Source organism: Brevundimonas naejangsanensis (genome assembly GCF_000635915.2).
Classification (GTDB): domain Bacteria; phylum Pseudomonadota; class Alphaproteobacteria; order Caulobacterales; family Caulobacteraceae; genus Brevundimonas; species Brevundimonas sanguinis.
Map to the genome: position 1 here is coordinate 2186511 of NZ_CP015614.1, position 13959 is coordinate 2200469.

The following is a 13959-nucleotide window of genomic DNA, read 5'->3' on the forward strand; positions in this document are numbered from 1 at the left end:
GGGTGGGGAGGGCCAGGCGATACTGGGCTCGGCGACTGAATGACCCAGCCGCCCCCACCCGGCTTCGCCTTTCAGGCTCAGCCACCCTCCCCGGGACGGGGAGGGAGAGGGTCAGCCTTTCTTCCGAAACGCCGCGATCGTCTGGACTGTCTGGCGCACCTGAGCCTCTATCCCGGCCCAGTCCTTCGCCTCGATGGCGGCCTTGGTGATCAGCTTGGACCCCATGCCCGCCGCGACGATACCCGCCCCGAACCAGTCGCGGATGGAGGCTTCGTCAGGCTCGACGCCGCCGGTCGGCATGATCTTGGTCCACGGCATCGGCCCCAGCACCGCCTTGACGAACTCCGCCCCGCCGACCGAGGCCCCGGGGAACAGTTTGACGATCTCGCAGCCCAGTTCTTGCGCCTCAGAGATATCGCGCACCGAACCGCAGCCCGGCGCATAGGCGACCATGCGGCGGTTGCAGACCTGCGCCACCTCGGGAACCAGACACGGGCTGACCACGAACCGCGCGCCCGAGGCCAGATAGAGGGCCGCCGTCGGCGCATCCAGAATCGAGCCGACGCCCAGGATGATGTCGGGGTCCGTGCGCGCGAACTCCTTTGACAGGGCGGTGAAGGTCTCCCAGGCGAAGTCGCCGCGATTGGTGAACTCCACCGCCCGCGCCCCGCCGCGCGCGCAGGCGCGGATCACCTGGGCGCAGACCTCGGCGTCGGGATGGTAGAAGACGGGCACCACCCCTTGCGTCTCGATGGCGGTCAGCACGGCGAGGCGGTCGTGACGCATGAAAACTCCTTACGGCCTAACGGATCGAAGCCTATTCGGCGGTCGCCAGTTCCACCAGACGCTTGACCATCGGACTGTCGGGATCGGCCAGAGGGTCCAGCACGGTGAAGTGGTCGGTGCCGTCGACGATCTCGACATGGGTGTCGGCGCCCTTGCCGCCCCAGGCGGCGGCCATCTCTCGGCTCTGGCGAACGAACTCATTGCTCTCGGCCCCGCCGACCCAGCAGTCCAGCGTCGTGCCGCCGGGCGTCGCCCCGTTCGGCGCGGGCCAGTGGATCGGCGACAGGGCGCGGGCGACCGGCGCGTCCAGGCCCAGAGCGTCGTTCAGCGAGGTGTGGACCAGCGGCTCCAGATCGAACACGCCCGAGATGGCCAGCGCCGCCCGCGCCCGGCCTTCGGACAACATGCCCGCCGCCATATGGCCGCCAACCGAATGGCCGAACACCAGCGGCCGCTTGCCGCTGCGGGCGCGGACGAACTCCGTAGCGTCGCGCATCTGGCTGATGATCTTGCCGACCGTGACGCCCGGCGCCAGATCATAGCCCGGCACGGCGACGCTGATGCCATGCTCCAGCAGGGCCGGCGCGACCCAGGCGAACCAGCCCCGGTCCAGCGCCTGCCAATAGCCGCCGTGCATGAAGACGGCGACGGGGGCGCCGGGCCCGGCGTCGAACCATTCCATCTTCTGGCGCTCGGACGGGCCGTACTCGATCGTCTCGGGGCGCCGGGCGTCGATCACCCGCAGCGACTCCTTGCGCCAGCGGTCCAGGATGGCGGGGTGGCCCGGCACGCGGGCGCGGTTGTTATAGGCCGCCTCATAGGCCGCGGCCCGTTCGTTCTGCGTCGCCTCGGGCGACAAAGCCTTACCCATGTCGTCTCCATCCGCTAGAGACCTCCGCTTGAACGGGAGGCTTGAAGGCCATGATGACCGCCATTTTCGTCTTCATCAAATGCGAGTTGGGCTTTGCGAACGATGTTGCGGCCGATCTGGTCGACAATGTCGAGAATGTGAGCGAGGTCTATTCGACATCGGGCCAGCACGACCTGCTGGCCAAGTTCCAGCTGCCCAAGGACGCCGACATCGGCACCTTCGTGACCAAGCAGGTGCAGACGCGTCCGCACATCCGCGACACCTTCACCGTCATCACCTTCTCGCCCTTCCTGCCAAGCAAGCGCGCCTGAGCGGCGTTCGCTTCGAACATGAACAATCGTTCATGTAACCATGTGCCGCGTTGCGGGGCGCGTTTAGGCGGCTAAGGTCCGGCCCAACATGATCCGTTGGGGACCAAACACCATGCGCCTTGCCGCCTCTTCCGTAGCCCTCGCCGCCCTTCTGGCCGTGAGCACGCCCGTTCTGGCCGCGCCCGTCGCGACCGCCGCCTCCGCGACTACAGCAACCCAGGCCCAATCCCAGGCCCAGCCTCTGCGCGGCGCGCCGGTGTCTGAGTTGATCGCCCGCGTCGACATTCCGTGGCAGCGCTTCCAGCTGGACAACGGCTTGACCGTGCTGGTGCACGAGGACCGCAAGGCGCCCGTGGTGGCGGTGTCCGTCTGGTACAACGTCGGGTCGAAGGACGAGCCCAAGGGCTCGACCGGCTTCGCCCACCTGTTCGAACACCTGATGTTCGGCGGGTCGGAGAACTCGCCCTCCAGCCACATCCAGACGATGAATGCGGCCGGCGCCACGGGCCTGAACGGCACGACCTGGTTCGACCGCACCAACTATTTCCAGACGGTGCCGACCCCGGCGCTGGAATACACGCTTTATCTGGAATCCGACCGCATGGGCTATCTGCTCGGCCAGGTCAGCCAGGAGGTGCTGGATCTGCAGCGCGGCGTCGTTCAGAACGAGAAGCGCCAGGGCGACAACCAGCCCTACGGCATGACCTATTACGCCACGCTGGAAGCCCTGTTCCCGGAGGGCCACCCCTATCGCCACTCGACCATCGGCTCGATGGACGACCTGGACTCCGCCAGCATGGAGACGGTGCGCGACTGGTTCCGCCAGAACTACGGCCCGAACAACGCCGTCCTGGTCCTGTCCGGCGACATCAATGAAGCCAAGGCCCGCGAACTGACGCAGAAGTATTTCGGCTCCATCGCGCGCGGCCCGGTCAACACCCCGGCGGCGGCCCCCGTGCCGACGCTGGCGGCGCCGGTCGAGCAGGTGCTGCACGACCGCGTGGCCCAGACCCGCATCAGCCGCACCTGGGCCGTGCCGGGCCTGGGCGATCCGGACTCCGTGCCGCTGAGCGTCGGCGCCTCGGTGCTGGGCGGCCTGGCCAGCTCGCGTCTGGACAACGTCCTGGTGCGCGACGAGCAGACGGCCTCGGGCGTCTCGGCCGGCAACCAGGTGTTCCAGCGCGTCGGCATGTTCAGCTATTCCGCCATGGTCAAGCCGGGCGCCGACGCCGACGCCGTGGCCAAGCGCATGGACGAGGTGCTGGCCGACCTGATCGCCAACGGCCCGACCCAGGACGAGATCGACCGGGTGGTCACGCGCTACGCCTCGCAGCGCATCCAGGGCCTGGAAATGGCCAACGGCAAGGCCTCGGTCCTGGCCGAGGGGCAGCTGTATGCCAACGATCCGGACTTCTACAAGAAGGAGCTGGCGGCCTATGCGGCGGTGACCCCGGCCCAGGTACAGGCGGCCATGAAGAAGTGGCTGAGCCGCCCCGTCTACAGCCAGATCGTCATGCCGGGCGAGCGTGAGGCCTATGTCGAGGCCGCCGCCGCCCCGTCGGGCGCGACCCCGACCCCGGCCGAGCCGATCCAGCGCGTCGCCCGCGATCCCGCCCCGGCCATCGGCCAGGTGTCCAACGTCGTCTTCCCGGCCGTGGAGCGCGCCGCCCTGTCGAACGGCGTCGAGATCGTCTACGCCCGCTCGACCACCGTGCCGGTGACGCGCGTGGCGCTGGAGTTCGACGCCGGGGTCGCCGCCGACCGCGCCGACCGCCTGGGCGCCCACACCCTGATGCTGAACGTCATGCAGGAAGGCACGACGACGCGCGACTCCAAGGCCCTGGCCGAGGCGCAGGAGCGTCTGGGCGCCAGCGTCTCCGTCGGCTCGTCGATGGATCGCACCGTGGCCAATCTGTCGGCGGTGACGACCAATCTGCAGCCGTCGCTGGCCCTGCTGTCGGACGTGGTGCGCAACCCGGCCTTCGCCCCGGCCGAGATCGAGCGCCTGCGCGCGACGCGCCTGGCCGGCCTGGCCAATGAGAAGACGCAACCGACCGCCATCGCCGGCCGCGCCCTGCCGCCGCTGCTCTTTGGCGAGACCCACCCCTATGGCCGCTCGTTCAGCGGCACGGGCGACGAAGCGGTGATCCGCAGCCTGACGCGCGACGACCTGATGGCCGAACACGCGCGCTGGATCCGTCCGGACAACGCCAAGCTGTTCGTGGTGTCCGACCTGCCGCTGGCCGAGCTGAAGCCGCAGCTGGAAGCCGCTTTCGGCAACTGGCGCGCGCCCTCGACGCCGAAGGGGACTAAAGCCTTCGACGCCGCCCTGCCCCAGACCTCGGCCCGCATCGTCCTGATCGACCGGCCGCAATCGCCGCAGTCGCTGATCTATGGCGGCCAGGTTCTGCCGGTGTCCGGCAGGGACGATCTGCTGACCCTGACCACAGCCAATACGGTCCTGGGCGCCGACTTCCTGTCGCGGATCAACGCCGACCTGCGCGAGACCAAGGGCTGGTCCTACGGGGTGCGCGGCTATGTCGTCGCCCAGGAGCAACGCTCGCCCTACATCGTCAACGCCCCGGTGCAGGCCAACCGCACCGGCGAGTCGATCGCGGCCCTGATCGGCCAGTACGAGCGCTTCCTGACCGCCGACGGCGTGACGGCGGCCGAGCGCGAGCGCACCGTCCTGGGCGACACGCGCGGCCTGTCGGGCAGCTATGAGACGTCGTTCCAGGTGCTGAACGCCCTGCGCTCGAACGCGCTGTACGGCCGTCCGGACAACTATCAGGAGACGCTCGCGGGCCGCATCAACGCCCTGACGGCCGAACAGATGGACGCCGCCGCCCGCGCCGCGATCAAGCCCGACAGCTTCGTCTGGGTGGTGGTCGGCGACGCTGCGGTGGTCAAGCCGCAGCTGGACGCCCTGGGCCTGCCGGTCGAGGTGCGCGCCGCCGAGGCGCCGAAGCCGGCCCAGTAAGCCGCTTCGATCCAGACCTGAACGAGACGGCCGGCGGGGCGACCCGCCGGCCGTTTTGCTTTGCGGTTGACCCGCAGGGCCGGGAGGGCGAGCCTTCCTCGTCCCCTCCCCTCGCCGGAGCCCCCATGCCGACCGACGCCCTGATCCCTTCCGCCCGCGCCCCGCGCCTGGCCGTGCTGATCGACGGCGAGAACGCCTCGGCCCGGATCGCCGAGGCGCTTTTTAGCGAGATCGCCACCCTGGGCGAGGCCTCGGCCCGGCGCATCTACGGCGATGCGGCCAACCCATCGCTGAAGGGCTGGATCGACGTCCTGCCGCGCTGGGCGATCCAGTGGCAGCAGAACTTCCAGAACACCAAGGGCAAGAACTCGGGCGACATCGCCCTGGTCATCGACGCGATGGACCTGCTGCATTCGGGACGGTTCGACGGCTTCTGCCTGGTGTCGTCAGACAGCGACTTCACCCGGCTGGCCGCGCGCATCCGCGAACAGGGCGTCCCGGTCTACGGCTTCGGCGAACAGAAGACGCCCGAGAGCTTCCGTCAGGCCTGCACCCGCTTCATCTATACGGAGAACCTGACGGTCCCGTCGCCCGAGACCAATGACGAGGCCGCGGCGACGCCCCCCGCCCCCGCTCGCCGCAAACCGTCCGAAGCCGGGCGTCTGATCGCCAAGGCCATCGCCGATATGGACGAGGACGGCGACGGCTGGGTGGCGATGGGCGGCATCGGCAGTCGGCTGCGCAACGCCTATCCCGACTTCGACCAGCGCACCTACGGCCATGTGAAACTGTCGGACCTGATCGGCGCCACCGGCCGTTTCGAGGTCAAGGCCGGCCCGAACGGCGCGATGAACGTCCGCGTGAAGGCCAAGTAGGGCGTCTCGCCTCTTCCCCCCGGCGCGGCATGGTCTATGTGTGGCGCATGGCCGCCGCAGAGACCCCCGTCGAGACCTTTAAACGCGCCCTGTCGCACGCGGCGCGAGCCTTGGCCGAACAGGCCGAGCTGGAGGTGCGCTTCGGCTCGGACGGGCCGAGGCTGTCCGGCGGCGTGCTGACCCTGCCGCACCCGCCACGCGATCCGCGCGGCCCCGAAAGCGCCGCCCTGCGCGGTCAGGCCGACCGGCTGGCGCTGCGCCTGGCCAATCACGACGCAGGCCTGGACGCGCGGCTGCGTCCGACCGATATGAACGCCGCCGAGGTGTTCGACGCCGTCGAACAGGCCCGCGTCGAAGCCGTCGGCGCGCGCGAGCTGAAGGGCGTGCGACGCAATCTGGACTCGGCGCTGCTGACCCGGCTGGAGAAGTCGGGCGCCCTGCGCGCCCAGGCGGAGCAGGTGCCGGTGGCCGAGGCCGCCGCCCTTCTGCTGCGCGAGCGGATGACGGGCGAGCCCGCGCCCGACGGCGCCAAGACCATGCTGGACCGGGTCCGCGCCGAGCTGGAGGCCAAGGCGGGGGCGGAACTGGACGCCCTGGCGGCGTCCGGCGACGATCAGGCGGCCTTCGGCGCGCGGCTGAAAGACCTTCTGCGGGCGCTGGACTTGGACCCCGGCGACGCCGACGGCGGCGAGTCGGAGGAAGACGGCGAGGACGACGCCGAAAAGCCGGATCAAGACCAGGCTGAACCGGACGAGCAGGAAGAACAGGACGGCGGCGACGGGGGCGATTCTCTGGACGGCTCGGCCGACGATCAGTCCGCCGACGACGAGCGCCCCGCCCGCCCCGACGGCGCGCCGGGCGAGACGGACGGCGAGGGCCAGGAAGAGGCCCCCGAACTGAGCGAAGGCGACCGCCCCAACCATCAGCAGACCCAGGACGACGGCCGCGCGGTCGAGGTCTATCACGCCTTCACCACCGCCTTCGACGAGGTCATCGACGCGGCCGACCTGTGCGACCCGATGGAGCTGGACCGGCTGCGCGCCCTGCTGGACGCCCAGCTGTCGACCCTGGGCAGCGTCGTGTCGCGCCTGGCCAACAAGCTGCAACGGCGCCTGCTGGCGCAACAGAACCGCAGCTGGATGTTCGACCTTGAGGAAGGGATGCTGGATACGGCGCGCCTGACCCGCGTCATCACGGATCCGACCAGCCCCCTGTCGTTCAAGATGGAGAGCGAAAGCCCGTTCCGCGACACGGTGGTGAGCCTGGTGCTGGACAACTCGGGTTCGATGCGCGGGCGGCCGATCATGGTGGCGGCGGTCTGCGCCGACATCCTGGCGCGGACGCTGGAACGGTGCGGGGTCAAGGTCGAGATCCTGGGCTTCACCACCCGCGCCTGGAAGGGCGGGCAGAGCCGCGAGGCCTGGATCAGCGCGGGCAAGCCCGCCAACCCCGGCCGCCTGAACGACCTGCGCCACATCATCTACAAGAGCGCCGACGCGCCGTGGCGCCGGTCCAAGAAGAACCTGGGCCTGATGATGCGCGAAGGCCTGCTGAAGGAAAACATCGACGGCGAGGCGCTGGAATGGGCGCACGACCGCCTGCTGGCCCGGCCCGAGGCGCGGCGGATCATGATGGTCATCTCGGACGGTTCGCCGGTCGATGACTCGACCCAGTCGGCCAATGCGGCCCTGTATCTGGACAAGCACCTGCGTCAGGTGATCGAGAAGATCGAGACGCGCAGCTCGGTCGAACTGCTGGCCATCGGCATCGGCCACGACGTGACCCGCTGGTATCGCCGCGCCCTGACCATCGTCGATGTGGAGCAGCTGGCGGGCGCCATGACCGAGAAACTGGCCGAGCTGTTCGAGGCCGAGCCCAAGGCTGTCAGCGCCAGGACGGGGCGGCCCTCGCACAAGCGCGCGGCGTGAACCGGCGCCTCTATGTCGCCGCCCTGATCTCCCTCGCCCTGGCCGCCTGCGCCGGGGCGGCGGCGACCTCCCATCCCTGGACGCCCGAAGCGACGGCCGACGGCTGGTCGCCCGCAGGCGGTTCGACGCGGCAGGTCGATCTGGGCTGGCCGGGCGGGGCCAGGCTGGCCAAGGGCGTGCGCTATGCGGGCGGGGTGCAGTTGGTCGCCGCGCCCGCCTCCACCCTGCACGGCCTGTCGGATCTGAAGCTGACGGGCGATGGCGGCTTCGTCGCCGTGTCGGATTCGGGCGATCTGGTGCGCGGGCGGCTGGAGCTGGATGCAGACGGCAGGCTGACGGGACTGCATGACCTGCGGGTGCGGCGACTGACGCTGACCGATGGCGCGCCGATCACTGAGAAACGCATGGGCGACGCCGAAGGGCTGGCCCTGACCGACGATGGCGAGGTGCTGGTCAGCTTCGAGCGCGAGCACCGCATCTGGAGCTACGGCCGGCTGGACGCCCTGCGCGCCCGGCCGCAAGCGCAGCCGCACCCGGCGGCGGACTTTCCGTTAAACGAAGGCATGGAGGCGCTGGCGAGCGCGCCCGGCGGCTGGCGCGTCGGGGGCGAAGGCGGCGGGGTGTGGGACTGTTCGCCGCAAGGCTGCCGCGTCGTGACCCGGCCGAGCCCGCCCGCCGACAGCTGGCGCCTGACGGGCCTTGAGCGCGATCCGCGCGGCGGCGGCTGGTTCGCGGTGGAACGCTCATGGCGCCCGCCCTTCGACGTGCGCGCCCGCGTGCGCCGCATGGACGCGGACGGGACGCTGGGGCCGGTGCTGGTCGAGCTGAAGCTGCCGGGGCTGACGGACAATTTCGAGGGGATCGCCGCCGAGGCAAGGGGCGACAACGTGCGCCTCTACATCCTGTCCGACGACAACGCCAACCCGGCGCAGAAGACGCTGCTGCTGGCGTTTGACGTTCAGTGATCTTCTCCCCTTGTGGGAGAAGGTGGGCGCCGCAAGGCGCTCGGATGAGGGGTGCCGACGGCGGCGTTCAGACGATGAGGTCAGGGCGTGGCCGACCTTCAGGCCGCCCGCAAACACCCCTCATCCGTCAGGCTACGCCTGCCACCTTCTCCCTCAAGGGGAGAAGGACCATTCCTGTTTGACCTCATCATCCGTTTCCTGCCGCAGCCGCGCCGCGCGCTCGGTCTCGAACCGTTCGGGCGCGAGTTGCGCCAGCGCCCAGATCGCCGCGCCGCGCACCACGGGGGCGGGGTCGTCCAGCAGGGCCTCGACCGGCGCGACCAGCGCAGCGTCCCCGGAATTGCCCGCCGCATAGAGGGCGTTGCGGATGAAGCGGTCGCGGCCGATGCGCTTGACCGGGCTCTTGGTGAACAGGGCGCGGAAGGCGGGATCGCCCAGCGCCAGCAGGTCGATCAGCGGCGGCGACTTCAGCGCGTCGCGCGCCTGCAGCCGGGCCTCCGACGCGCTTTGGGCGAACTTGTTCCACGGACAGGCGGCCAGACAGTCGTCGCAGCCGTAGATGCGGTTGCCGGTCGCGAGGCGGAACTCGCGCGGCCAGGCGCCTGCATATTCGATGGTCAGATAGGAGAGGCAGCGTCGGGCGTCGATCTGGAACGGCGCCGGAAAGGCCTTGGTCGGACAGGCGTCCAGACAGGCGGTGCAGCGGCCGCAGTGCTCGCTCTCGGCCGCGTCCGGCTCGATCTCGGCGGCGGTCAGGATGGTCCCCAGGAACAGCCAGTTGCCGTGGGTGCGGCTGAGCAGATTGGTGTGCTTGCCCTGCCAGCCTAGCCCCGCGCGCTGCGCCAGCGGCTTCTCCATCAGGGGGGCGGTGTCGACGAAGACCTTGACCTCCTGACCCAGCCGCGCGGCGATCTGACCGGCCAGGATCTTCAGCCGTCCCTTGATGACCTCGTGATAGTCGTCGCCGCGCGCATAGACGGAGATGTAGCCCGCCGACGCCTCCTGAAGCTCTGGCCGGGGGTCTTCGTCGGGGCCGTAGTTCATGCCCAGGACGATAGCGGTTCGGGCGCCGTCCCACATGGCGGTGGGGTGGGCGCGGCGTTCCAGCGTCGTCTCCATCCAGCCCATTTCGCCGTGACGGCCCGCATCGACGAAATAGGCCAGCCGTTCGCCCGCGCTCCACGGATCGCTGGCCGAGGCGAAGCGGCACACGCCGAAGCCCAGTTCGGCGGCGCGCTGTCGGATGAAGATGCGGGGGTCGGCCGCCATGAGGGCGCTTTAGCCCTCCCGGCCCTCAGAAGTCGAGGTCGGCGTACCAGGGCGCGGGGTGGACGCCGGGGAAGCGGTCGCCCAGCAGGGGGCGGAAACAGGGGCGCGACTTCAGCTTGGAATACCACAGCTTCAGCGAGGGCCAGGACGCCCAGGCGATCTCGCCGAAATAGTCGAGCACCGACAGATGGCCCGCCGCGATCAGGTCGGCCTGGCTGAGCCGGCGCCCCGCCAGCCACTCGCGGCCGGCCGCCAGCGGCTCCAGAACCGTCAGGTGGCCCTTCAGGAATTCGCGCCCCTCGCGCAGCATCCGGGCGTCGGGCGGCCCCATGCGCAACAGCGGCTTCTCCATCCGCTCATGCAGCAGGACGGCGTCGACCTCATCGGTGAAACGGCGGCTGAACCAGGTCGCCAGACGCCGGGCCTCGGCCCGCTCGGCCGGGTCGGACGGCAGCAGGAAGTCGCCCTTGGACCGGTCCTCCAGCCAGCCGAGAATGGCGTCCTGTTCGCACAGGGTCAGCCCCCTGCCCTTCTCGGTCACGCTCAGCACCGGCGGCATGCCCGAAGGGTTCATCTCGAACAGGGGGCAGTCGCCCTCCCACGGGCGGACCAACTCCTCGCTGTACTCGACCTTGGCCTCGCCCAGCGCCAGCCGCGCCGTGCGCGAAGCCGGGTGAAAGGCGAAGTGATACAGGACGGCGGGCGTGGACATTGTCCGCCTTCAATGCGCCCTCGCCCGTTAAGGCTCCGTTTACCGCGCGCGATTGTCGCAGGGCTCAGGACCAGGGGCCGACCCGCGCCGAGGGCGAGTCCGGCCCCTGGGGCGTACGCGATCCAGACGGGGACGCTTCGGTTGAGGGCCCTTCAGAGCGGGGCGATGGGAGCGCATCGCGATCCGGCGTTTCAGGCCGCGGCGAGGCGAAGGCGCCGCCGTGCGGCTCTGCCGCGCCCCGGGGGTCGGCGTGGATCAGAATGTCGGCGTGGGGAAAGGCCTGCAACACCCGCTTTTCGGCCTCCAGGGTGATGTCGTGCGCGGCCTTCAGGCTGAGATCAGGGTCCAGGTCGACGTGCATCTGCACCATCAGCGCCTGCCCGGCCATGCGGGTGCGAAGTTGGTGCACATTGGCGATGCGGGCGTCCTCAGTCACCGCAGCGACGATGGCGGCGCGCTCGGCGTCCGAGGCGGCCCGGTCCAGCAGGTGATCGGCCGCGCCCTTCAACAGATTCAACGCCCCCCAGGCCAGCCAGACCGCGACCACCAGACCCGCCGCCGCATCCAGCCCGGGCGCCTGCAGCAGGGCGCCGGAGACGACGCCGATCAGCACCACGACATTGGCGGCCAGATCGGCGGCGTAGTGGGCGCGGTCGCCCGCCACCGCCAGCGAGCCGGTCTTCTTCACCGCCTGCGTCTGCATCCACACCAGGCCGGCGGTGATGGCGATAGACAAGACGACCACGCCGATCGCCCATCCGCCCGAGGTGACGGGGCGCGGGTCGAAGATGCGCTGCACCGCCTCCCAGCCGATGAAGACGCTGGAGGCCAGCACCATGCCCGCCTGCACCAGGGAGGCCAGGCCCTCGGCCTTGCCGTGGCCATAGCGATGCGAATCGTCCGGCGGCAGGGCCGCCCAGCGCACGGCGACGAAGGTCGCCAGCGACGCGATCAGGTCCAGCGTCGAATCCGCCAGACTGGCCAGGATGGAGACCGAGCCGGACGCCCCCAGGGCGAAGGCCTTCATGACGATCAGCAGGACCGCCGTCGCCACCGACAGGGTGGTGATCCGGCGGGTGGTCTCGTGGGCGGCGTCGAGGGGAGAGACGGTCATTTCCCGACCTTGTCGCCTAAAACCGCGCCCGCGCCAATGGCGGCGCGATGCCCGGGACGCTAAGGAAGGCGGACGCGACGCCGCACGGCGCGACCCGACCCCCGACCCTGGCGAACAAGACGGAGAATTCATGGCGGACTGGCTGATGGCGATCCTTCTGGGTCTGGTCGAGGGATTGACCGAGTTCATTCCGGTGTCGTCCACCGGCCACCTGCTGCTGCTGGGGCATTTTCTTGGCTTTCAGAGCACCGGCAAGACGTTCGAGATCGTCATTCAGCTGGGCGCCCTGCTGGCCATCATCAGCGTCTATTTCAAGCGACTGTGGACGCTGGCGACGCGCTGGCCGTTCGACGCCGAGGCGCGGCGCTTTCTGATCGGCCTGCTGGTCGCCTTCGCCCCCGCCGTGGTGATCGGCTTTCTGGCCTACGGCTTCATCAAGACGGTGCTGTTCGAGACGCCGCTGGTCATCTGCGTCGCCCTGATCATCGGGGGCGTACTGCTGCTGTGGCTGGACCGGATGAACAAGATCCCGGCCTATCTGGACGCGGATCGTTATCCGTTCCGGGTCTATTTCCTGATCGGCCTGTTCCAGTGCCTGGCCATGATCCCCGGCGTGTCGCGCTCGGGCGCCACCATCGCGGGGGGGCTGCTGCTGGGCACGGACAAGCGGTCCGCGGCCGAGTTCAGCTTCTTCCTGGCCCTGCCGACCATGGGGGCGGCGGTGGCCTATGACCTGTTCAAGAACCGCGACGTGCTGGACTTCAGCGATTTCGGCCTGATCGCCATCGGCTTCATCGCCGCCTTCATCTCGGCCCTGGCCGTGGTGCGTTTCCTGCTCGACTTCGTGTCCAAGCGCGGCTTCGGCCCCTTCGCCTGGTGGCGGATCGCGGTCGGCGTCGTCGGCATCATCGGCCTGGCGGCGACGGGGGCGCTGTAGGCCATTTCCTCCCCACGCAGTGGGGAGGTGGATCGGCGGCGTAGACGCCGAGACGGAGGGGCGGCTTCGGGCCGGGCCGGGCCCTCCACCGCTTCGCGGTCCCCCTCCCCATTTCATGGGGAGGAAAAAAGGCGCGCGTCAGGCGCCGCCGAGGCGGTGGAAATCAGGCGGCGGGGCTTTCGGCGTACTGGCCGCCGGCGCGATAGCGCCACAGATAACCCGGGGCGATGGCCTCGATGCCCGAGGGCTCGACGCCGAGGTCGGCCAGGCCCTTGGCGCCCGGAGAGACGACGTTGTCCGTCTCCAGCAGCGTCACCTGATCCTTGGTCAGCTGCGGCGCCAGGCCGATCATGGCCGGGATCTGGGCCAGCGAGCCGATCATGCGCGCCACCGGGAAGGGCAGCGGCAGCAGGATGTTCCTGCGGTTGGTTTCGCGCAGGATGAACTTCAGGATGTCCTCAAAGGTCCAGACCGACGGTCCGCCCAGCTCATAGGTCTCGCCCACAGCCTCGGGGGCGACGGTGGCGCGGGCGATGGCCTCGGCGGCGTCGGCGACATAGACCGGCTGGAACTTGGTCTGGCCGCCGCCGATCAGCGGCAGGACCGGCGACCAGCTGGCCATGGCGGCGAAGCGGTTCAGGAACTGATCGCCCGAACCGAACACGATCGACGGGCGCACGATCACCGCGCCCGGGAAGGCGGCGCGCACGGCGGCCTCGGCCTCGCCCTTGGTGCGGGCGTAGTCGGCCTTGCCGTCGGCATCGGCGCCGATGGCCGAGATTTGCGTCAGGCGCTTGACGCCCGCCGCCGCAGCCGCCTCGGCGACGTTGGTCGCGCCCTGGACGTGCAGGGTCTGGAACTTGCGGCCGCCGGTCTCGAACAGGATGCCGACCAGGTTGATCACGGCGTCGGCGCCGCGCACGGCCTCGGCGACGGCGGCCTTGTCGGTGATGTCGCAGCGCACGACCTGAACCTGGCCGACGTCGCCGGCCATGTGCAGCACGGGCGCGCTCTTGGCGTTGCGGGCCGCGACGCGCACGCGCCAGCCGCGACGGGCCAGGGCGCGCACCACCTGGGTCCCGATGAAGCCCGAGCCTCCGAACACAGTGACCAGACCAGGGGCGAAATCAGCCATCTCAGACGCTCCAAACGCCAAGCCCCGGCCGCAGACCCGGCCGGAGATAAAATCCTATGCGCGGGGCTTAACCGAA

At 69.8% G+C, this 13959-nt stretch carries 12 protein-coding genes; 6 read left to right on the forward strand and 6 right to left on the reverse strand.

The genetic code is table 11. The features are described from left to right. Nucleotides 1–111: 111 nt before the first annotated feature. Both DA69_RS10455 and DA69_RS10460 read right to left on the reverse strand, forming a co-directional pair. Nucleotides 112–786: a bifunctional 4-hydroxy-2-oxoglutarate aldolase/2-dehydro-3-deoxy-phosphogluconate aldolase gene (locus DA69_RS10455; protein WP_025976189.1), complete on the reverse strand. Its 675-nt coding sequence runs from the start codon at nucleotides 784–786 to the stop codon at nucleotides 112–114. Nucleotides 787–817: 31 nt separating this feature from the next. After that, a complete protein-coding gene (locus DA69_RS10460; RefSeq protein WP_025976188.1) occupies nucleotides 818–1657 on the reverse strand; it encodes an alpha/beta hydrolase in 840 nt (279 codons plus the stop codon). A 50-nt stretch (nucleotides 1658–1707) separates the two neighbouring features. Here DA69_RS10460 and DA69_RS10465 point away from each other — a divergent pair, with 50 nt between their 5' ends. The 5 genes from DA69_RS10465 (at nucleotide 1708) to DA69_RS10485 (ending at nucleotide 8716) form a co-directional block, all read left to right on the forward strand. After that, nucleotides 1708–1968 carry an Lrp/AsnC ligand binding domain-containing protein gene (locus DA69_RS10465; protein WP_003167792.1) on the forward strand — a complete coding sequence of 87 codons (261 nt, stop codon included), beginning with the start codon at nucleotides 1708–1710 and terminating at the stop codon, nucleotides 1966–1968. 112 nt (nucleotides 1969–2080) lie between these two features. Next, entirely contained in the window at nucleotides 2081–4948 is a 2868-nt protein-coding gene (locus tag DA69_RS10470) for a M16 family metallopeptidase (RefSeq protein ID WP_025976187.1), read from the forward strand. A gap of 125 nt (nucleotides 4949–5073) precedes the next feature. Continuing rightward, entirely contained in the window at nucleotides 5074–5823 is a 750-nt protein-coding gene (locus tag DA69_RS10475) for an NYN domain-containing protein (protein ID WP_029972282.1), read from the forward strand. Nucleotides 5824–5870: 47 nt separating this feature from the next. Then, nucleotides 5871–7751, forward strand: a complete 1881-nt coding sequence (cobT, locus tag DA69_RS10480; protein ID WP_025976185.1) for a cobaltochelatase subunit CobT — start codon at nucleotides 5871–5873, stop codon at nucleotides 7749–7751. Further along, nucleotides 7748–8716 carry an esterase-like activity of phytase family protein gene (locus DA69_RS10485; RefSeq protein ID WP_025976184.1) on the forward strand — a complete coding sequence of 323 codons (969 nt, stop codon included), beginning with the start codon at nucleotides 7748–7750 and terminating at the stop codon, nucleotides 8714–8716. The genes cobT and DA69_RS10485 overlap by 4 nt, the downstream gene beginning before the upstream one ends. Before the next feature lie 153 nt (nucleotides 8717–8869). Here the strand turns inward: DA69_RS10485 and queG are convergent, their stop codons facing one another. The 3 genes from queG to DA69_RS10500 form a co-directional block, all read right to left on the reverse strand. Beyond that, nucleotides 8870–9985 (reverse strand): tRNA epoxyqueuosine(34) reductase QueG, encoded by a 1116-nt coding sequence (queG, locus tag DA69_RS10490; RefSeq protein WP_025976183.1) that lies wholly within the window; start codon nucleotides 9983–9985, stop codon nucleotides 8870–8872. Nucleotides 9986–10010: 25 nt separating this feature from the next. After that, nucleotides 10011–10697: a glutathione S-transferase family protein gene (locus DA69_RS10495; protein WP_025976182.1), complete on the reverse strand. Its 687-nt coding sequence runs from the start codon at nucleotides 10695–10697 to the stop codon at nucleotides 10011–10013. A gap of 64 nt (nucleotides 10698–10761) precedes the next feature. Next, complete coding sequence (locus DA69_RS10500) at nucleotides 10762–11811, reverse strand: cation diffusion facilitator family transporter (RefSeq protein WP_025976181.1); 1050 nt, start codon at nucleotides 11809–11811, stop codon at nucleotides 10762–10764. Nucleotides 11812–11941: 130 nt separating this feature from the next. On the opposite strand from DA69_RS10500, the gene DA69_RS10505 reads away from it, so the two are divergent. After that, nucleotides 11942–12748 carry an undecaprenyl-diphosphate phosphatase gene (locus DA69_RS10505; protein WP_025976180.1) on the forward strand — a complete coding sequence of 269 codons (807 nt, stop codon included), beginning with the start codon at nucleotides 11942–11944 and terminating at the stop codon, nucleotides 12746–12748. 163 nt (nucleotides 12749–12911) lie between these two features. Here the strand turns inward: DA69_RS10505 and DA69_RS10510 are convergent, their stop codons facing one another. Continuing rightward, nucleotides 12912–13883 (reverse strand): complex I NDUFA9 subunit family protein, encoded by a 972-nt coding sequence (locus DA69_RS10510; protein ID WP_025976179.1) that lies wholly within the window; start codon nucleotides 13881–13883, stop codon nucleotides 12912–12914. Between the last annotated feature and the right edge of the window lie 76 nt (nucleotides 13884–13959).